This window comes from Streptomyces sp. ISL-1 (assembly GCF_018614585.1).
Lineage (GTDB): Bacteria > Actinomycetota > Actinomycetes > Streptomycetales > Streptomycetaceae > Streptomyces > Streptomyces maoxianensis.
This window is the reverse complement of sequence record NZ_JAGGOI010000040.1, coordinates 113,336-132,356: the sequence shown is the minus strand read 5'-3', so window position 1 is coordinate 132,356 and position 19,021 is coordinate 113,336. Positions and strand designations below refer to the sequence as shown.

13 protein-coding genes and 2 pseudogenes are annotated in these 19,021 nt (G+C 70.5%); 8 read left to right on the top strand and 7 right to left on the bottom strand.

Annotated elements, in window-relative coordinates:
• Positions 1–21 precede the first annotated feature (21 nt).
• Positions 22–483 (bottom strand): MarR family winged helix-turn-helix transcriptional regulator, encoded by a 462-nt coding sequence (locus J7E87_RS27990; protein WP_215097321.1) that lies wholly within the window; start codon positions 481–483, stop codon positions 22–24.
• 106 nt (positions 484–589) lie between these two features.
• On the opposite strand from J7E87_RS27990, the gene J7E87_RS27985 reads away from it, so the two are divergent.
• Complete coding sequence (locus J7E87_RS27985; protein ID WP_215097320.1) at positions 590–1,429, top strand: SDR family oxidoreductase; 840 nt, start codon at positions 590–592, stop codon at positions 1,427–1,429.
• Positions 1,430–2,158: 729 nt separating this feature from the next.
• Here the strand turns inward: J7E87_RS27985 and J7E87_RS27980 are convergent.
• Positions 2,159–2,782: pseudogene (locus J7E87_RS27980) on the bottom strand (DNA helicase); the annotation flags it as partial.
• Here J7E87_RS27980 and J7E87_RS27975 point away from each other — a divergent pair.
• The 7 genes from J7E87_RS27975 to J7E87_RS27945 all read left to right on the top strand — a co-directional run bounded on the left by J7E87_RS27975 (position 2,733) and on the right by J7E87_RS27945 (position 12,539).
• Entirely contained in the window at positions 2,733–2,909 is a 177-nt protein-coding gene (locus J7E87_RS27975) for a hypothetical protein (RefSeq protein ID WP_215097390.1), read from the top strand. The pseudogene J7E87_RS27980 and the gene J7E87_RS27975 overlap by 50 nt on opposite strands.
• Positions 2,910–2,936: 27 nt before the next feature.
• Positions 2,937–3,167 (top strand): antitoxin, encoded by a 231-nt coding sequence (locus J7E87_RS27970; RefSeq protein WP_215097318.1) that lies wholly within the window; start codon positions 2,937–2,939, stop codon positions 3,165–3,167.
• The gene (locus J7E87_RS27965) at positions 3,164–3,586 is read left to right on the top strand and encodes a type II toxin-antitoxin system VapC family toxin (RefSeq protein WP_215097317.1); all 423 of its coding nucleotides are present in this window, start codon (positions 3,164–3,166) and stop codon (positions 3,584–3,586) included. Before J7E87_RS27970 ends, J7E87_RS27965 begins: the two co-directional genes overlap by 4 nt.
• Before the next feature lie 521 nt (positions 3,587–4,107).
• A complete protein-coding gene (locus tag J7E87_RS27960; RefSeq protein ID WP_215097316.1) occupies positions 4,108–5,787 on the top strand; it encodes a TIGR02677 family protein in 1,680 nt (559 codons plus the stop codon).
• Positions 5,784–7,052: a TIGR02678 family protein gene (locus tag J7E87_RS27955; RefSeq protein WP_215097315.1), complete on the top strand. Its 1,269-nt coding sequence runs from the start codon at positions 5,784–5,786 to the stop codon at positions 7,050–7,052. The genes J7E87_RS27960 and J7E87_RS27955 overlap by 4 nt, the downstream gene beginning before the upstream one ends.
• Complete coding sequence (locus tag J7E87_RS27950) at positions 7,049–11,191, top strand: TIGR02680 family protein (RefSeq protein ID WP_215097314.1); 4,143 nt, start codon at positions 7,049–7,051, stop codon at positions 11,189–11,191. Before J7E87_RS27955 ends, J7E87_RS27950 begins: the two co-directional genes overlap by 4 nt.
• Before the next feature lie 52 nt (positions 11,192–11,243).
• Complete coding sequence (locus J7E87_RS27945) at positions 11,244–12,539, top strand: TIGR02679 family protein (protein WP_215097313.1); 1,296 nt, start codon at positions 11,244–11,246, stop codon at positions 12,537–12,539.
• 1,206 nt (positions 12,540–13,745) lie between these two features.
• Here the strand turns inward: J7E87_RS27945 and J7E87_RS27940 are convergent.
• The 5 genes and pseudogenes from J7E87_RS27940 to J7E87_RS27920 form a co-directional block, all read right to left on the bottom strand.
• Complete coding sequence (locus J7E87_RS27940; protein WP_215097381.1) at positions 13,746–14,033, bottom strand: NAD(P)H-binding protein; 288 nt, start codon at positions 14,031–14,033, stop codon at positions 13,746–13,748.
• Positions 14,034–14,469: 436 nt separating this feature from the next.
• Positions 14,470–15,531 carry an SMP-30/gluconolactonase/LRE family protein gene (locus tag J7E87_RS27935; protein WP_215097312.1) on the bottom strand — a complete coding sequence of 354 codons (1,062 nt, stop codon included), beginning with the start codon at positions 15,529–15,531 and terminating at the stop codon, positions 14,470–14,472.
• 61 nt (positions 15,532–15,592) lie between these two features.
• Positions 15,593–17,153: pseudogene (locus J7E87_RS27930) on the bottom strand (biotin carboxylase N-terminal domain-containing protein).
• Between the two features lie 30 nt (positions 17,154–17,183).
• The gene (locus J7E87_RS27925) at positions 17,184–17,882 is read right to left on the bottom strand and encodes an AfsR/SARP family transcriptional regulator (RefSeq protein WP_251018099.1); all 699 of its coding nucleotides are present in this window, start codon (positions 17,880–17,882) and stop codon (positions 17,184–17,186) included.
• A 269-nt stretch (positions 17,883–18,151) separates the two neighbouring features.
• Entirely contained in the window at positions 18,152–19,015 is an 864-nt protein-coding gene (locus J7E87_RS27920; RefSeq protein WP_215097310.1) for a 4'-phosphopantetheinyl transferase superfamily protein, read from the bottom strand.
• Positions 19,016–19,021 lie beyond the last annotated feature (6 nt).

Genomic DNA, 19,021 nt, shown 5'->3' with positions numbered 1-19,021 from the left:
CCTCCCAGGGAGCCGTAGGCCTCATGCGTCCTTGTGCTGCTTGAGCTTGCGCCACACCTCGTCCAGGGCCTTGAGGTCCGCCTCGTCGAGGACGTCGGTGAAGACCGGTGCCAGGCACTCACGCCGCGTGGCGTCCGCTTCCTCGAAGCGGCGCCGGCCCCCATCGGTGAGCGCGACCTCGACCGCGCGCGCATCGCGCGTGGACGGCGTACGGGTGACCAGTCCGCGCTCCTGGAGCGCATCGAGCACACGCGAGACCTGGCTGCGGCTGAGCATGGTGCTGTTGCCCAGGGACGAGGCGGAGACCGGTTGGTCCTGGGAGGCCAGCCACAGCATCACCTCGAACCAGGACAACGGCAGATCGTGGGCCTTGGTCAGGGCACGGCCCACGCGCTCGGTGAGCACGGTTCCGGCCCACACGAGACCGTAAAAGGCATGGTCGGGGAGGGGCATCTCCCCCTGCTTGAGCTTGCGAGTCGCCATGGGACAAGCATAGAGGTTGCGTGTGTGCACACACAAAGATAATGTGTGTGCACACGCACTGGATGGCGGACGTCGCCGCCCCAGTCCCTTTCACGAGAGGCACACCATGTCCCGCAAGGTCGTCCTGATCACCGGCACCTCCTCCGGCATCGGTCTCGCCGCCGCCGTCTCCGCGGCCGAGGCGGGCTGGCGCACGATCGCCACGCTGCGCGACCCCGCCCGCGCCGATGCCCTGCGCAAGGCCGCCGAGACTGCCGGCGTCGAGTTGGACATCCGGCAGCTCGACGTCACCGACGCGTCCTCCGTCACCGCCGCCATCGAGGGTGTCGTCGCCGACTACGGCCGGCTCGACGCGGTCGTCAACAACGCGGGCGCCGGCCACGTCGGCACCATCGAGAACGAGACCGTCGAGGATGTACGGCGCGTCATGGAGGTCAACTTCTTCGGCGTCGTCCAGGTCAGCAAGGCCGCCCTGCCACACCTGCGCGCCGCCGGCGGCCGCCTGATCACCGTCACATCCGTCGGAGGCGTCGTCGGCCAGCCCTTCAACGAGGCCTACTGCGCGGCCAAGTTCGCTGTCGAGGGCTTCATGGAGAGCCTCGCGCCGGTGGCCGCCAAGCTCGGAGTGGCCGTCTCCGTCGTCGAGCCGGGCGCCGTGGCCAGCGAGTTCGTCAGCAACCTCGGGATCGACCCGGCAGCCCTGATCGCCGCCGCCGGCCCCTACGCGGCACCCCTCCAGGCGTACGCCACCCGCACCCAGACGATGTTCGCCGACTCCGCGCAAACCCCGGCGCAGGCCGCAGAGTCCGTCCTCGAAGCCCTCACCGCCGAGCAGCCTGCCTTCCGCATCCAGACCTCCGAATGGGCCCGCGCCTTCACCGGCACCAAGCTGGCCGATCTCGACGGCTCGAAGGCCCTCGGGCTGACCGGTGCGTACCTCGACTGACCGCGATCGCGCGTCAGGACACCTTCGGCCGGTGCTGCAGCCGATGGATCACTGAGCGCCCAGCGGCCGCCTCCCATTCCGGACCGCTACGGCAGGCGCACCAGGGGCGGGTGTCCTCCCTCATGCGAGGCCGGACACCCGCCCCTGGCGCACTTTCTGAGCTGTCCTCAGGCCTGCTCGCGAAGGAGGGCTTGGTCGCCCGCTGTGGGTTTGCCGCGGGCCCGTTGCCGGTCCGGCGGCCCGGAGTCGGGCGGCGATGCAGCCACGACGTGGTCACGGAAAAGGAAAAGACCCAGGTCACGGCGAGTGAGTCCTGAGCCTTTCCGGAGCCGCCTTCGGGATTCGAACCCGAGACCTACGCATTACGAGACCATGAGCGGTCATGTTGCGTGGTGCCTCGTCGTGCCACCTGGTGACGTCTTGCCTGATCAGAGCACGCGTAACAGGTTGGTATGTGCTACCCCGTGACGCACCGTCCAAAGGCGTCTGTCCACCGGCTGTCCACCGGTGGGGCAGCCGGAAGAGGTCAGCGATGGCACTGCGTGGCTGGAAGCGTAGCTCCTGACGGGGCCAGACGGGCACATGAGAGTGCTTGTCCGACCTCAACAAAAGCATCTTCGACATCCCCAGGCTGCGCTTCGGTCATGTCACCCAATGTAGAAGCCGCCAGTGACATGGCGATCGGTTCTTCCCTGGCCGCTCACCGGCACCAAGGGTTGGCAGGTCGGCTCAGTTCGGCGAGGGCCCCAATGTTTCCCACAGAGAGGGAGGTTCGCGGTCCTGGCGCGGATGTGTTCCGCCGGGGTTGCCGTCGGGGTGCTGGTTGATCCAGCCCACGCCGCCGAAGTCGAGCCGGTGGCGGGCGCGGGTGACGGCGACGTAGGCGAGCCGGGCTTCAGCGTCATCGATGTCACCGGGCAGCGGGTCACCGTTCTCGTCCGTCTCTTCATGGTGCATCGGCTCAGTGAAGTCCTCACCGATGCGGACAGAGGCCCATTCTCGGCCCTTGGCCTGGGCGGTGGAGACCACGATCTCAGCGCCCTGCTCGACGGAAAGTTTGTCCACCGCGGCGAGGATGACGTCGACGCCGCGTTCGTCGACAAGATCGACCAGGGGCAGCAGGTCACGGCCCGACGGGTCGTATTCGGCGTACTCCTGCAGCTCACCCCAGGAGTCGAAGAGGATCAGCTCGGGGTGGGTGCTGCGCTTGCCGGCCTTGAGGTCGCGGGCGGCTCGGGCGAGGGCCCGCAGGGCCTCGCCCTCGCCGACGAGGGCGACGCGGCGGCCTTCCTCCAGCAAGCGCATGACTTCGAGCATCGCGCCGACATTGGACCGGCACAGGATCGCGTCCGGATTCCTGGACGCGTTCGAGGCGGGCGTTGACCGCCGCGGTGCGGCCGGCGCCCTCTGGCCGTATCGCGCGCTGCACGGTTGGGTCAGCACTGGTGTGCAGTACGGCGAACCCCTGATGACTGCATAACACCTGCATTGCTGCTAAAATAAAGCCATGACCGCGATCACGATCCGGGATGTCCCGGACGACACAGTCAACGCCCTGAAGGTCCGCGCAGCACAGGCGGGCAAGTCGCTCCAGGCATACGCCCTGGAGCTTCTCGCCCGGGAAGCCGTTAAGCCCACCCTCGCGGAGATGGCCACACGCCTGGAGCGTGAAACCCGCACCGAGCTCGATACGACCGACATCCTCGACGCCGTCGAGGACGGGCGGGACCGACGTTGATCGTCATTGACTGCTCCAGCCTTGTGCACTTCCTCCTCGACCACGGCAAGACCGGAACCGCGATCCGTGAGCGGGTGGGTCGCGCCGACACTCTCGCAGCGCCGGGCCTGCTGGACTACGAGATCACCTCGGCCGCCTTCGGGCTGGCCCGCGGCCGGCGAGGGGGCAAGCCCAAGATCACGGAAAAGGAGGCACTGAAGGCGATCACCGACTACCAGGCTCTCGCCCTCGACCTGCACCCCACGCTGATCCTGTGGCAGCGCGTACGCGAGCTGTCGAACAACCTCTCCGTCTACGACGCGCATTACGTGGCCCTCGCCGAGAGCTTCGGTGTTCCGCTGATCACCAGCGACGCCAGGATCGAGCGCAGCGGGGCAGCGCGCTGCACGATCGAGACCTTCGAGGCATCCAGCACCTGACCCCAGCGGCACCCACGTGTAGGGTTTCCGTAGCCCATGAACGGTTTGTGGGGTTCCACAGCTGTCGCACTGGGTCTGGCCTTGGCGCCCGCCGCGCCCCGATCAGGTTCTGGCGTTCCCCCTTGCCGTGAGCCGGGGCGGATCCGTCCGGGTCAGGCCAGTGGGTAGCCCTGGGCGAGCAGGGCTTTGCGGAACGCGGGGAGCTTTTCAGCGGGGACGGCCAACTGCCGCTCACCGGCGAGTGCAGAGGGCGCGCAGGCGGCGGTGAACCGTTCCGGGTTCGGTGGGGACTGGGTGGCCGACCGATTGCGTGGCGGCCGGTCTCATCATCGACGGCGGCCTGTGACCGGGCGCTCGGGCCCGGGACTCGTCTGCTCCTTGGCCTGTGCCACCCCGCGTGCGCCGGGGCTCCAGCGCACGCAGCGGCGCAATCGGCGTCGGCCGGAATCGGCACTGGCGGCGCGATGGCGATCTCGCTGTGTGGGCGGAGCACTCTCGCGTGTACGACAGAATGATGCGCTATGGCGGAAGTGGATGACCCGGGTACGAGCGGTACGACCGCACTGGTCGGTGGCGAAACGGGCCCGGCCGGGCCTTACCAGCCCTTCGCTCACCTCACAACGGAGCACTGCGCGCTCTACCGCCAGGTCATGGGGGTCTTCGTCAAGGCGAAGCAGGAGTTCACGGTCCATCTGCGCCCGGAGGACGTCCACCTCGGCCTGCCTCCCGAGAGCCGCCCGCCGCCGGAGGCCGTGGCTGTGGCACTGGAGCGTCTCGGCCGATGGGGAAACCTGCGGGCCGACCCCGACACCAGCCGGGTCACCGCGCTGGAGGACTTCTACCGCGCCCGCCACATCTACCAGCTGACCCGCGCTGGCGAGGCCGCGGAGGAGGCACTGGCCGCGTACGACGAGGCGCTCGGCCGGCGGGGCGAGCTGCAGGCGGTCGCGCTCGCCGACATCACCGTGCAGTTGCGGGCCCTGCTCGCCCTCACCGAGCGCCCCGCCCCGGACGCCGCAGTGGTGCACCTGGCCCTGCTGGCCCTGGTCGACCGCTTCTCCGGGCTAGCCGACAACGCCCGGGCCTTCATGAGTTCGCTGCTACGCACCGTCGATCTGCATGAGGCCGACGTGGAGGTCTTCCTCGCCTACAAACAGCGGCTGATCGAGTACCTGGAGCGTTTCATCGAAGACCTGGTCACCCGGGGCGCCGAGATCGCCGGGCTCCTGGAGGACCTCGGGCCCGCCCCCGAGGGGCCGATCGGGCCGCTGCTCCGACTGGCTGCCGGACGCGAGGCGGCCGACGCGGCTCCGGACGCCGTCGCCGAGGCGCTGACGGCGGCCGAGCGTCGCTGGTACGGACGCTGGGACGGCCTGCGGGCCTGGTTCCTGAGCGTGCCGGGCCGCAGCTCCCAGGCCAAGCTGTTGCGCTCGGCGGCCCGCCAGGCCGTGCCCCAGCTGCTCGGCGTGGTCCAGGCGCTCAACGAGCGCCGCGCCGGGCGTTCGGACCGCTCGGCGGACTTCCGTGAGCTGGCCCGCTGGTTCGCCGAGGCGCCCGACGACGACAGCCGGCACCGGCTCTGGCGGTCCGCGTTCGGGCTGTACTCCGCACGTCACCTGACCATCGACCAGGCGGCGCTGGCCGAGCGGGAGGCCGAACCTGTGCCGACATCCGCCTCCTGGTATGACGCGCCCGGCGTGCGGATCAGTCCTCAACTGCGGCGCACCGGCTCGTACGAGCGGCGGGGCCGTACACGGGCCGTGCAGGACCGCGCCGAGGCCAAGGCGTATCTGGCCGAGGTGGCCCGCAAGCAGGCCGAGCAGACGGCTGCGGCACGGGCCCGGCTGGCCACCCGGGGGCCGGTACGGCTCAGCGAGCTGGACGAGCTGAACCGGGATGCCTTCCGACTGTTCCTGCTGCTCCTCGGCGACGCCCTGTCGGCATGGCGGCCGGGTTCGGAGTCGGTCATAGCCACCACGAACGACGGGACGATGGAGATCAGACTGACGCGGCTGCCCGGCGCCGCACCCGCCGAGATCCGGACACTCGACGGGGTGCTGCGCGGGCCGGAACACCTGGTCGAGATCATCGACCTGGTCACGGGAAGCAAGCTTGGGGTCGGGACTGAGCCCGGGGCCGGGGACCCTGGAGCCGAGCCCCGGCCCGGACGCGAGCCCGAGTCCGCTGGGAGCAGACGATGAGCCGGGCCGGCCTGGGCGACGCCCTCGCCGCACAGCGGACCGAGGAGGTCCGCCGGGCGGCCCGGGCCCTGTTGCGCCGTCCGCTGCTGGGCGCCGGGAGCGACGAGTTCCGGCTGGTCCGGCAACACGCGGCCGAGCTGCGGACGTGGTTCGAGCGCAACACCGGCTGGACCCTGCTGGTCGACTCCGAGGTGGCCCGGCTGCGCCGCATCCCCAGCGTGGCCACCGACCCGACCCATCCGGCACGGGACCAGCGCACCGGACTGCCGTTCTCCCGACGCCGCTACGTACTGCTCTGCCTGTGCCTGGCCGTACTGGAGCGCGCCGAGCAGCAGATCGCGCTCGGGCGGCTCGCCGAGCAGGCCGTGCTCGCGGCCACGGACCCGTCGCTGGCCGCGGCCGGGGTTGAGTTCGCCCTGGCCGACCGCGAGCAGCGCACCGACCTGGTGGCGGTGGTCCGGCTGCTGCTCGACTGGGGCGTACTGGCCAAGGTCGCGGGCGACGAGGACGCCTTCCTCAAGGCGGCCGGCGACGCGCTCTATGACGTGGACCGCCGGGTGCTGGCCGGGCTGCTGGTGACCAGGCGCGGCCCGAGCACCGTGCGCGCGGGGGGCTTCGATGAACGCCTCGCCGAACTCAACGCCGAGGCGCTGCCCGACAGCGACGAGCTGCGCAACCGCGCGCTGCGGCACACCCTGACCCGCCGCCTGCTCGACGATCCGGTGCTCTACCTGGACGAGCTGTCGCAGGCCGAGGCCGCCTATCTCACCTCGCAGCGCGGCGCGTTGACCCGCCGGATCACCGAACTCACCGGTCTGTCACCCGAGATACGGACCGAGGGTCTGGCGATGGTCGACCCGGACGACGACCTGACCGACCTGCGGATGCCGGAGTCCGGCACCGACGGTCATGTGGCACTGCTGGTGGCCGAGTATCTCGCAGGGAAGGGCGGCACCGTGCCGCTGACCGAGCTGCACCGTCAGGTGGCGGGCTGGGCGCTGGACCACGCCGGATTCTGGCGCCGCAGCGCAACCGTGCCGGGCGCCGAGCCGGAGTTGACGGAACGGGCCGTCGAGCGGCTGGTGGCCCTCCAACTGCTGGAGCGCACGGTGGATACCGATGGCGCCCCGGCCGTGCGGGCCCGTCCGGCGCTCGACCGCTACCGGGTGGGCGAGGCCGTCCTGCTGGAGCCGGGTCAGAGCGCGCCCAGGAAGCACAAGTCCACCGCGAACCGCACGAAGGGCAAGAAGGGCAGCACCCGATGAACACCACTGTCGAGACGCGGCTCCCCGAGCCGGGTCGTACCCGCTGGCAGCCGCTGCGGGTCGGCCTGGTCGACCTGTTCTACTACGACGTGGAGGAGTTCCACTTCCGCGACGGCCGCCTGCTGCTGCGCGGCAACAACGGCACCGGCAAGTCCAAGGTGCTGGCGCTGACCCTCCCCTTCCTGCTGGACGGGGACCTGTCCCCGCACCGGGTCGAGCCGGACGCCGACCCGAAAAAGCGGATGGAGTGGAACCTGCTGCTCGGCGGCGAGCATCCGCATCCCGAGCGGCTCGGCTACACCTGGATCGAGTTCGGCCGCCGGGACGAGAACGGCGCCGCGCACTACACCACCCTGGGCTGCGGACTGAAGGCAGTCAGCGGACGTGGCATCGCCCGGCACTGGTTCTTCGTGACGGACCGCCGGATCGGCCTGGACCCGGCCGAGGGCGGGCTGCGACTGCTGGACTCCACCGGCGCGGCGATCACCCGGGACCGGCTGGCCGAGGCACTGGCCGGACGCGGGATGGTCCACGACTCTGCTCGCGCCTACCGCCGGGCGGTGGACGAGGCGCTCTTCGGCCTCGGGGAACAGCGTTACGCCGCTCTGGTCAACCTCCTGGTGCAGCTGCGCCAGCCGCAACTGTCCAAGCGGCCCAGCGAGAAGGCGCTCTCCCAAGCGCTCACAGAGTCCCTGCCGCCGATGGACCAGGCGGTCATCGCCGACGTCGCGGAGGCGTTCCGCTCCCTGGACGAGGAGAAGGAGCAGCTGGCGGCGATGACCGCCGCCGAAAGCGCGGCCGGCACCTTCCTCGTGCACTACCGCCGATACGCGCAGGTGGCCGCCCGGCGCAAGGCCCGCGCGCCGCGGACCCAGCACTCCCGTTATGAGACGCTGCGCACCGAACTGAACACCGCGGAGCAGGACTTCGACACCGCCGGGACCGCGCTGGCCGAGGCCGAGACCCGGCTGCGGGAACTCGACGAGCGGCGTACCGGACTGCGGGCCAGGGACGAGGCACTACGGGCCGGCCCCGAAATGCGCAGCGCGCGCGAACTGGAACAGGCCGCGGACCTGGCTGAGCGCACCGCTCAGGACGCCGAACAGGCCGAGGCGGACCGAACCCGGGCCGTGGACGAGCAGACCCGGTACGCCACCAGGCTGGGCGCGGCGCGTACGCGTGCCGAGAGCGCGGAGCGCGCACAGGACGCCGCGCTGGAGCGGGCCGCCAAGGGCGCGGCGGCCGCCCGGCTGGAGGGCGAGCACGCCGACCGGGTGGTCCGCACGCTCGCCGCCGAGGAGACTCCCGCGACCGCCCAGCACAATGCCGCCGATGCCACCGAGCGCCGCCTGCGCTCCGTCACCCTGGTCGAGGAGCAGCTGGCCACCGCCGAGGAGTCCGTACGGGCGCTGGACCGGGCCAGGCGGCAACTGGAGGACGCCCACGCCGAGCTGACCCGCCGGGCAGACCTGAGCGCCGAGGCCGAGGAGGTCGCGGCGGCGGAGGGCGGGAGCTATCTGAAGGCGGTCAGGGCGCACTTCGCGGCCTGCACACTGCTGCGCCCGGCCGACGGCGAGGGCGTGCTCGACGAACTCGCCCAGTGGGTCGGCACGCTGGCGGGCGCCGACCCGGCGCGCACGGCAGCACAGGCGGCCGCCTCGGCCGCCGGTTCCGCGCTGGCCGAGCGGCGGGCCGCGCTGGACCTGAACAGGCAGTCGACCCAGGAACGCGTCGAGGGGCTGCGGGCGGAGTCGGCCGACCTGCGGGCCGGCGTCCAGCGCGCCCCGCGTACCCCGCACACCCGGTCCGCCGAAGCTCGGCACAACGTGCCCGGCGCCCCCCTGTGGCGTCTGGTGGAATTCACCACCTCGTCAGGCCTGACGGATCGCCAGCGCGCGGGACTGGAAGCGGCCCTGGAGGCTTCCGGCCTGCTGGACGGCTGGGTCGCCCCGGACGGCACGATGGCGTCCGCCGACACCTGGGACACACTGATCACGGTCGGCGCCGCGACGGCCGGGCCCTCACTGGCGGATGTACTGGACGCGGCGGTGGACCGCTCCGATGCCGCCGCGGCCGCCGTCCCGGACGAGCTGGTACGTACGCTGCTGGCCGGCATCGGCCTGCTCGGCACGGACGAGGAACTCCCCGCCGACGGCAGCTGGATCGCCCCGGACGGCCGGTTCCGGATCGGCGCGCTCACCGGCGCCTGGTCGAAGCCGACCGCGGAGTACCTCGGCGAAGGCGCCCGCGAACAGGCCAGGCGGGCCCGCATCGACTCCATCGACGCCGAACTCGCGACTCTCACAGGTCAGCTGGACGAGTTGGGCGCCCAATGCGAGGCTGTGGAGGCCGAGGTGCGCACGCTCGCGGAGGAGCAGACCCTCCCGGACGACTCCGCCCTGCGCGGCGCCCACGCGTCCGTCGCGGCGGCCCACGTGGAGCACCACCGGGCCGCGGAGCGCCGCACGGCGGCCGAGGCCGGGGCGGCGGGCGCCGCCGCCGCCGCCGATCGTGTGGCCACGGAACTCCACGGCCTCGCCGATGAGTTGGGGTTGCCTCCCACAGTGCAGGGCCTCCGCGAGGTACGCGAGGCGCTGGGCACCTACCGTGAAGTCCTGGCGGCACTGTGGCCGGCCGTATGCGAACACCGTGCCGCCCGCGCCGCGCTGGCGACCGAGGAAGGCGACCACGCCCGCGCCGCCGAACACGCCGCAGAACTGACCGAGCGCTCCCGTACGGCCGCCAGGGAGGCCGTCCGCGCCGGCGAGCGGCACGGCACGCTCCAGGCCACCGTCGGCACCGCCGTCGCCGAGCTGCAACGCTGGCTGGCCGAGGTCGGCACGGCGCTACGCGCCTGCGAAGAGGACGAGCGCGCCACCCGCCGCGAACAGAACGCCGCAACCGGCCGCCAGGCCGCGGCGAACGCCCTGCGTGCTCGGGTGCGCGAGGAGATCGAGGACACCGTACGGACTCGCGCCGACGCCATCGAGGCGCTGCGCCGTTTCACCGCCACCGGCCTGCTCGCCGTGGCCCTTCCCGGCCTGGCCCACTCCGGCGAGTCCTGGGCCCCCGAACCGGCGGTGCGACTCGCACGCGCCGTGGAGCGCGAACTGGAGTCCGTGGACGACTCCGACACCGCCTGGGAGCGCGTGCAACGCCGGGTCACCGAGGAACTCAAGGACCTCTCCGACGCCCTGGCCCGGCACGGCCACACGGCGGCCGCCCGGATGCTGGAGGACGGTCTGGTCGTGGACGTCGTGTTCCAGGGCAGGGAGCGCACCGTACCCGATCTGGTCGCCGCGCTCGGCGCCGAGGTCGCCGACCGGCAGCTGCTGCTGTCCGCCCGCGAGCAGGAGATCCTGGAGAACCACCTGATCACTGAGGTCGCCGGCACCCTCCAGGAACTGGTCGGCGCGGCCGAGCATCATGTACTGGGCATGAACCGGGAGTTGCACGACCGCCCGACCAGCACCGGCATGCTGCTCCGCCTGGTGTGGCGCCCGGCCCGCAACGCCCCGACCGGGCTGGCGACGGCCCGCGACCGGCTGCTGCGCCAGTCCTCGGATGCCTGGACGGCCGCCGACCGTACCGCCCTGGGCGAGTTCCTCCAGGCCCAGATCGACCGCGCCCGCACCGACGACCCGGCCGGCACCTGGCTCGAACACCTCACCACCGCGCTGGACTACCGGTCCTGGCACGAGTTCGGCATCGAACGCCACCAGCACGGCAAGTGGCTGTCCGCCACCGGCCCGGCCTCCGGCGGTGAGCGCGTCCTGTCCGTGTCCCTCCCGCTGTTTGCCGCCGCCTCCTCGCACTACGCCTCGGCCAGCAACGCCCACGCCCCCCGCCTAGTGACGCTGGACGAGGCGTTCGCCGGCGTCGACGACGACTCTCGCGCCAAGTCCCTCGGTCTGCTGGCCGCATTCGACCTGGACGTGGTGATGACCTCCGAACGAGAGTGGGGCTGCTACCCGCAGGTTCCCGGTCTGGCCATCGCCCAGCTCTCCCGGGTCGACGAGATCGCCGCCGTCCTGGTCACCCGCTGGGAATGGGACGGCCACCACCGCACCCAAGCCGACGGCCCCACCGTCGACGTACCGTCCCAGCGGTCTGCCGCCCAGGGAGACCTGTTCGCATGAAGCCGGTGCGGAGAAAGAATCCGGCCCCGCCCGGGAACCCGGGCGTGATCGGATGAGCACCGACCTCCCCCGCCTGCACCGGCTGCTCGGCGGACCGGGCCTCGCCTGGCTCGTCGGCCGGGTTCGCCGGCGCCTGGAATCCGGACAGCCGCTCGACACCACGGTGACCAGGCCCGAAGCTGGCGACGCCGAACGCGCCGCCGTCGGCCGGCTGCTGGGCCGAGCACCCCGCCCCGGCCGCTCGCTGTCAGTCTCGCTGGCCGCGGTGGACCAGGTGCTCCGCGACAGCGGAGCATGCCCGGAGGGCCTCGCCGCCGCCGTCATCGCGCTGACCGGACCGGTCACGCCCCGCCGGGAGACCGCCGACCGACTGACTCTGGCGTGGGAGCGCGCCTTCGCCCCGCTGGCCGACGCCGCAGCTGCCCGACCCGAACTCGCCGACTGGTACGCGACACTCCACGCCACCGGCCTGGTCCGCCGGCTCGCCCGCACCCCCGAGGAGGCGACACCGCTCCTCGCCGCCCTCGCCCGCCTGCTCCCCCACCTTCCCGTCTCCTCCCCACGCTCGCTCAGCGCCTTCGCCGCCGAGCACACCGGTGACGCCCACGCCCTCGACCACGGCCGGCTGGCGACACTCACCCTTGACGCCGTACGAACCCTCACCGGCACCGCCCCCGGCAGCGACACGCAGTCACGCCGCGACGCATGGGCCTCGGTCGGCCTGCTCCTCGACGAACTCTCCTCCCAGGTCCTCGCCCTCAACCTGCCCGGCGACGACCGCACCGCCACCGGCCGCGCTCTGACCGCCCTCGGCTCCTCCGCCCAGCCAGCGGTCCTGACCCTGCGTCAACTCGTCCGCGATCCGCCCCACCTGCCCCTTCCACCGCCGGCCTCCGACCAGGACCACCCCCGCCGCGACGGCACGGTGCACATCTGCGAGAACCCCGCCGTCGTCCTCGCCGCCGCCGACCGCCTCGGCCGGGACTGCGCCCCGCTGATCTGCCTCCAGGGCCAGCCCAGCACCGCCGCCCTGCGTCTGCTCCGGCTCTGCGCCGACCGCGGGTGGACCCTGCGCTACCACGGCGACTTCGACTGGGGCGGCTTCCGCATCGCGGGCCGCCTGCTCGCCCACGTGCCCTGGACCCCATGGCGGTACACCACCGCCGACTACCGCGCGGCCCTCGCCCGACATCCGGCCACCACGCCGCTGACCGGCGCCCCGGCCGACACCCCGTGGGACCCGCCGCTCGCCCAAACCGTCCGCGCAGCGGGACGCCGCATCGAGGAGGAACTGGTCCTGGACCACCTCCTCACCGACCTGGGCGGCCACGACTCGCACGGCGCATGACGTGCGGGGTGCTCGGCGCGGCGCCCCTACCGTCGTCGTGCGGCATACGGGGGCGGCGCTCAGCGGCTGAACCGCCCCGGCTCGAATGGAGACTCAGCTCAGAAAGCACGGGCGCTGTGGTGCAGCCGAAACCCACCACCGTGGTTTGTCCAAAGCCACCTACGCCGACAGACAGCGGGCCGCTGTCGCCAAGGCCAGAGACGGCTCTCATCACGAGGCACTTGGCCGCTGTCTGCACCACTGCTGCACGGCTGTCCACCGCTCGTCCACCGGAGACCGATTCAAGTGGGCCCGCACCAGCCCTCGGAACACGTAAAACCCCAGTTCAGGGGGCTCCGCACCTGAGTCCTGTCACAGAAACGGTATCTCCGACCTACGCATTGATGCACAGACCACCGGCACCCGATTTACGCCCATTCCAAGGTCAGCCAAAAGAAGAAACCCCAGGTCAGAGACCTGACCTGGGGTTTACCATGGAGCCGCCTTCGGGATTCGAACCCGAGACCTACGCATTACGAGGCCACTAGGGATCATGCCGCCTGGTGACGGCTGATGCTGCGTAATGCTGTTGTGCCTGATCAGTACACCTCTGCCCTGCTCGATGCCGGTACTTCGTGCTGCACCGTCCAAAGGCGTCCGGCCACCCGCTGGCCACCCCGGGCCATCTGCGCTACAGCTCAACGCCTACGCACAGTACTTGTCGGACTCCCACAGGGCACTTGGGCGGCCCAAATCCCACACAGCTCGCCGGGCAGGAGCACGCCCACCCCATCGGCGTCCTCGAATACCAGGGACACGTGTCTGCCGGTAGGCGACACTGTCGCTCCAGAAGCCTCGTCGGCGGCGTGAGCGGCGACATGGCCCCAGTCCCGTTCGGGGAACGTTGGGGCCGGCTGATGATGCCATGGCTGCCTTGGGGCAACCACCAGCCGTCAACCTGCTGAGCGATTGGGTCTGCCTCACTCGGCCGGCGCGGCGACGGTGAGTTGGTCTGGTCGACCGTGCGGTGTTCGTCGTGCCACAGAGCGGTGAGCGGTACGTCGAAGGGGAACTCGCCTTTCGTGCCGTCCTCGAACGACACCCCTCGTCCACCTCCCTTTGCCCACCTCCCTGCGACCGGACGGAGAACAAAGCAGCCGATCCCTCGCCGCCCACCTGTCCCGGTAGTACGTCACCACCACACCACGCTGCGCACCGCACCCGCGCTCAAGCAGTCAGGGAGTCGAGCGCGGTCGTCAACAGGCGCCAACCGCCGGTCACCTCGAACGCCCGCTGGAACGTGGCCGGGTGGTCCAGCGAGGGGACGAGGACCGTGGCGAGGTCGTCGCGACTCAGGGAGCCCTCCTCGACCTCGTCGCCGACGGTGATGCGATCGGTGGCGGCGCTGTCGTTCAGCCACGGCGGGCGCACGATCGTCCAGTTGAGGCCCGACTGTTCGAGGTGGTTGTCGGCGGCGAGCTTGGCCCGGCCGGTGGCCCGGAGGTAGCCGGGCAGGGTCGGCGGTGCCCCACATGGACAGCTGGACCCACCGCTTCACACCGGCGGCGACGGCCGCATCCACGGCCGCGACGATTCCGTGATGGTCGATCAGCTCGGCCTGCCGCTGGTTCATGCTGCGGGTGGCCGCCGCGTTCACGACTGCCTCCGAACCGGCGAACGCGTCCATGAAGTGCGGCCCGGGAGCCGCGAGATCGAGGACCGTGGCCTCAAGTCCCTTGCGCAGCAGCCCTCCGCCTGTGCCTTGGTGCGGACGGCGGCGCGGACGGTGTGACCGTGGAACAGCAGTTGTTCGACAACGCGCCGCCCCGTCGATCCGGCGGCGCCGAGCATGGTGATGTTCATCTGGTCTCTCCCAAGAAGCAGGTGGGGTGGGAAACTTTGGTTTCCATGGCTTCTGTGGTGCGGTGTGCGGCCGGCCATCACCGACGCATCAGTACCGGCGCAGGACGAAGCCGTCGCGCGTCTCCTGGCCGCCCCTGCCGAAGAGGATGTTGAGGTTGCTGCTGAGCACGTAGTCGCCCGATGGAGTGATGGCCACCGTGGTCGGCGCGGCCTCCGGGGATGCCTGCTTGCCCACGGTGTAGGAGGTGCGCCAGCCGTCGTCCGAGCGGAGCCGGAACACTCCGTCGATGCCGCTGGAACGGATGGTGTTGGTGGCGGCCCAGAGCGTGCCGTCGGACGCGAGGGCCATGCCGTCCGCGCCCGGCACCTTGTCCTGGAGGGTGACTTCGGTGAACTTCTCGGGGTGATCGATCGGGACACGGAAGATCTGGCCCGTGTCGTAGCGCACGACCAAGAGGTAGCCGCCGGGGTGGTACACGATCCCGTTGAGACCGACATTGGGCAGGTCGTCGGTGATGCCGGCGTCAACGGCCGGGTCGTACAGGAACGTCGACTTCTCTCCGAACGGGGTGACCTTGAAGATGTGTCCGGAGAACGAGTCGGTCACATAGGCGTTGCCGGCCGGGTCGAGCGCGATGTCGTTGGCGAGATGCCAGCCGGGGGCCTCGCCCAGGTCGACGTGCCTCTCCAGGGCCCCGGTCGCCAGGTTGTAGATGGCCAGACCCGCATGCCGGCCCCTGGTCTCGGCCGTGGAACCGACGCTGAGCAGCGCGTTCGGACCGGCGTAGACGTCGTCGTACGTGACCAGGAGACGGTTGCGGGCCGCGTCGACGCGGATGGCACCGGTGGCGATCAGATAGGGGTCGTCGATCAGTGGGTGCGGTACGCCGTCGGCCCGGACCACGGACACCGTGCCGTAGCGGATCGAGCCGATGAGGAACGCCGAACGCGTCGGGTCCCAGGTGACGCCCTCGGGGTGGACGGCGTGGCCGGAGCCCTGGACGAGCGCGGGGAGATTCGTACCGGCGGCAATGCCGATGGGGCGGTCGTCGGCCTGAGCGCTTGCCGCTACGGGAGTCATGAATGTGGCGGCGAGGACGAGAACGCCGGGGACGATCGCGGCGCGCAGGCGCCGTCGGGCTCGGGACATGAGGGACCTTTCGCTGAGTGTTGCGGTGGCATGAGGGAACGGGGCCGTGGGATGCGCGGACCTAGCCCGTGATCTCGCAGATCGGGGCGCCGGAGGTGAGGGTTGAGCCGACCTCGGCTGCCAGGCCCTTGACGGTGCCGGCCTTGTGCGCGTTGAGGGGCTGTTCCATCTTCATCGCTTCGAGTACGACGACGAGGTCGCCCTCCTTGACCTCCTGGCCCTCCTCGACCGCGATCTTCACGATCGTGCCCTGCATCGGCGAGGCGAGGGTGTCGTCGGAGGCCACCGGGCCCGACTTCTTCGCCGCGCGCCGCTTGGGCTTGGCGCCGGCGGCAAGGCCGGTGCGGGCCAGGGACATGCCCAGCGAGGACGGGAGGGAGACCTCCAGGCGCTTGCCGCCGACCTCGACGACGATCGTCTCGCGGTCCGTGTCGTCCTCGGCCTCGGTGTCGGCCGGGGCGGCGAAGGCCGGAATCTCGTTGACGAACTCGGTCTCGATCCACCGGGTGTGGACCGTGAACGGGTCGGCGGAGCCAGTGAGTTCGGGGGCGAAGGCCTGGTCGGTGACCACCGCGCGGTGTAACGGGATGGCGGTGGCCATGCCCTCGACCTGGAACTCCTCCAGGGCGCGGGCGGCCCGCTGGAGGACCGGCTCACGGGTGGCGCCGGTGACGATCGGCTTGGCGAGCAGAGAGTCCCCGGCCGGACCGATCACGCTGCCGGACTCGACACCGGCGTCCAGGCGGACACCGGGACCCGACGACGCGGCGAAGGTGGTGACCGTGCCGGGAGCGGGCAGGAAACCGCGGCCCGGGTCCTCGCCGTTGATCCGGAACTCGAAGGAGCGGCCGCGCAGTTCGGGGTCGCCGTAGCCGAGTTCCTCGCCGTCCGCGATACGGAACATCTCGCGGACCAGGTCGATGCCGGTGACCTCTTCGGTGACCGGGTGCTCGACCTGGAGGCGGGTGTTGACCGCTGTCGGCCAGGCACTGCGTCTCCACGTGCCGCGGCTTGTCCAGGTAGCGCTCGACGAAGCACTCGCCGCGGCCGAAGGCGGCGATGGCCTCGCGCACGGCGGAGTCGTACAGCTCCGGCACCTCTTCGAGGTTGCGGGCGACCTTCAGACCGCGGCCGCCACCGCCGAACGCGGCCTTGATCGCGATCGGCAGCCCGTTCTCCTTGGCGAAGGCGACGACCTCGTCGGCGCCGGAGACCGGGTCGGGCGTGCCGGCGACCAGCGGCGCGCCGGCGCGCTGGGCGATGTGACGGGCGGCGACCTTGTCGCCCAGGTCGCGGATCGCCTGCGGCGGCGGGCCGATCCAGGTCAGACCCGCGTCGATGACGGCCTGGGCGAAGTCGGCGTTCTCGGAGAGGAAGCCGTATCCGGGATGGATTGCGTCGGCCCCCGAATCCTTCGCCGCCTGGAGCACCTTGGCCATGTCGAGATAGCTGGTCGCCGAGGTGTCACTGCCCAGAGCGAACGCCTCATCCGCGGCGCGGACATGCGATTCGTCCCGGTCCGGGTCGGCGTACACGGCCACGCTCGCGATTCCGGCACCCTGGCAGGCCCGGGCAACGCGGACAGCGATTTCGCCACGGTTGGCGATGAGCACCTTACGCACGTTGACTCCTCGGACAAGGACCGAACCATTTCACGATGCGCGTCGGATCTGCGTCCCGAGCATCTGCTTCATTACCCCGTGCGGAAAATTCATGGAATGCGGGCTGCCGGCTCCGTCGCCCAGTATGTTCTGGTGCAGGCGCTGGAGTTCCGGCGAAGGATCGAGGCCGAGTTCTTCCCGCAGTATCGTCCGTAGGCTCTGGTACGAACGCAACGCCTCCCCGCGTCTGCCGCTTCGCTGCAGAGCCGTGATGAGCTGGCCGTGCAGCCATTCGTTGAGCGGGTGGCGGAGCACCAGGCTTTTCAGTTCCGCGGCGATGTGACTGTGAAGTCCCAGCTGCATGTCTGCACCTATGCGCAGTTGCAGAACCCGAATGTAGAGCTCTTCGAGATGCTGTACGTGCTGGGTGAGAATCGACCCCTTTGCGACATCCATGAGCGGATCACCGCGCCAGAATTCCAGTGCTTGCTTGAGCAGATCCGAACCCTCAGCGAACTGTCCCCGACCCAGGGCCGCCTCACCCTGCCTGGCCAGCCATTGAAAACTCTGCGCGTCCACCTGTTCCGACGCAGCCCGCAGGACGTACCCGGTCGACCAGGTGCCTACGAGGTCATGCGCCACGCAATCTCCGATCTCCTGCCGCAGGATCTGCCGCAGGTGATACACGTGCGTTCGCACTGTGGACAGCGCCGTTTTCGGCGGTTCTTTTCCCCACAGTTCATCCACCATTGACCCGTGCGAAACAACGGATCCTGGTTGCAGAATGAGGAGTAGCAGTAGCAGTAGCAGTAGCAGTAGCAGTAGCTGTCGGACTTTCGGACCGCGCGGGGCGGCTATTCGTTCTGACTGCCAGAATATCTCCAGCGACCCAAGGACATTGAACCGAAGCACTACAACCCCCGCATGTGGCGTGCCCTGCAAGTACCTGTCATTGACAGGCTCACACTTCTTTGCATGCGCCGCAAGGAGATGAATCAAAAGTTGATGCCCGATGGAATTTATGAGTGTAAATCATCGACAATCGCCACACACGTCACGATATGACTTCCACGCAAGAGTTCAAGCCAGCCGAATATTCGGTGCCCTTTCGGTAGGAGGTCATCGGTGACGCATATGCCAATACGGTTACCTGCAATGTGGAGCTCGGCGTCGTGGAAAGTCGGCTGCCGAGGGCTGGGCAGGGCACAGAGCGCTTTGTAGACGGCCTCCTTGGTGGAGAAGACTACGGACAGCCTGCTCTCCCGGCGCCGAGCCGCGGCCACCCAGCGGACTTCCCGAGGGGTACAGATGAGTGTGGCGGTGCCCCAGGTAAGTCGGTCCGCGCGTTCCAGATCGATGCCGGTGGCGGCGACGGTCGGATGGGTGCTGGCGATGGACGCCGCGATGTGCCCCGCGCAGTGGCTGATCGATCCCCGTGCTCCTGGCGGGAACAGGGGGCGCCGGTCCTCGCGCAGGACCGGGCCGGTATGCCCGAGCGCGGCCATTGCCCGGGCCGCGGCCCGGCGACCGGCAACGAAGTCGGCCCGCCGGGCGGCAGGGAGCTGCCGGAGCAACTCCTCCTCGGCCTCGTGAAGTTGGACAGGATCCTCGTTCGGACCGAAGCCGTCCAGAGCGACGACCGTGTCGGGGAGCGGGCCGAACCCGGCCTGGCCGGCCGACATCGGCGCGGCAGCGATGCCGGCGTTGACCGCCCCGGTCGTCGTCGACAGACCGGCCGTGCCGAGCGCCGCCCAGCGATTCGCCCGGTGCCAAGTACCGCTTCTGGGCGCCGGGACGGCCGTGCCCCGCTCCGGGTCGGCCGCTCCCTGGCTGCCGAACCGCCCCCCGGCGCCCCCGGCGCCCATTCCTGCTGATGACTGCATGCCGCC

Excerpts from the sequence above, each read along its gene's own strand:
- J7E87_RS27970 (WP_215097318.1), top strand. The coding sequence starts at position 2,937 with ATGACCGCGATCACGATCCGGGATGTCCCGGACGACACAGTCAACGCC.
- J7E87_RS27985 (WP_215097320.1), top strand. The coding sequence starts at position 590 with ATGTCCCGCAAGGTCGTCCTGATCACCGGCACCTCCTCCGGCATCGGT.
- J7E87_RS27935 (WP_215097312.1), bottom strand. The coding sequence starts at position 15,531 with ATGTCCCGAGCCCGACGGCGCCTGCGCGCCGCGATCGTCCCCGGCGTT.
- J7E87_RS27925 (WP_251018099.1), bottom strand. The coding sequence starts at position 17,882 with ATGGTGGATGAACTGTGGGGAAAAGAACCGCCGAAAACGGCGCTGTCC.
- J7E87_RS27960 (WP_215097316.1), top strand. The coding sequence starts at position 4,108 with ATGGCGGAAGTGGATGACCCGGGTACGAGCGGTACGACCGCACTGGTC.
- J7E87_RS27950 (WP_215097314.1), top strand. The coding sequence starts at position 7,049 with ATGAACACCACTGTCGAGACGCGGCTCCCCGAGCCGGGTCGTACCCGC.
- J7E87_RS27920 (WP_215097310.1), bottom strand. The coding sequence starts at position 19,015 with ATGCAGTCATCAGCAGGAATGGGCGCCGGGGGCGCCGGGGGGCGGTTC.
- J7E87_RS27975 (WP_215097390.1), top strand. The coding sequence starts at position 2,733 with ATGACTTCGAGCATCGCGCCGACATTGGACCGGCACAGGATCGCGTCC.
- J7E87_RS27990 (WP_215097321.1), bottom strand. The coding sequence starts at position 483 with ATGGCGACTCGCAAGCTCAAGCAGGGGGAGATGCCCCTCCCCGACCAT.
- J7E87_RS27945 (WP_215097313.1), top strand. The coding sequence starts at position 11,244 with ATGAGCACCGACCTCCCCCGCCTGCACCGGCTGCTCGGCGGACCGGGC.
- J7E87_RS27955 (WP_215097315.1), top strand. The coding sequence starts at position 5,784 with ATGAGCCGGGCCGGCCTGGGCGACGCCCTCGCCGCACAGCGGACCGAG.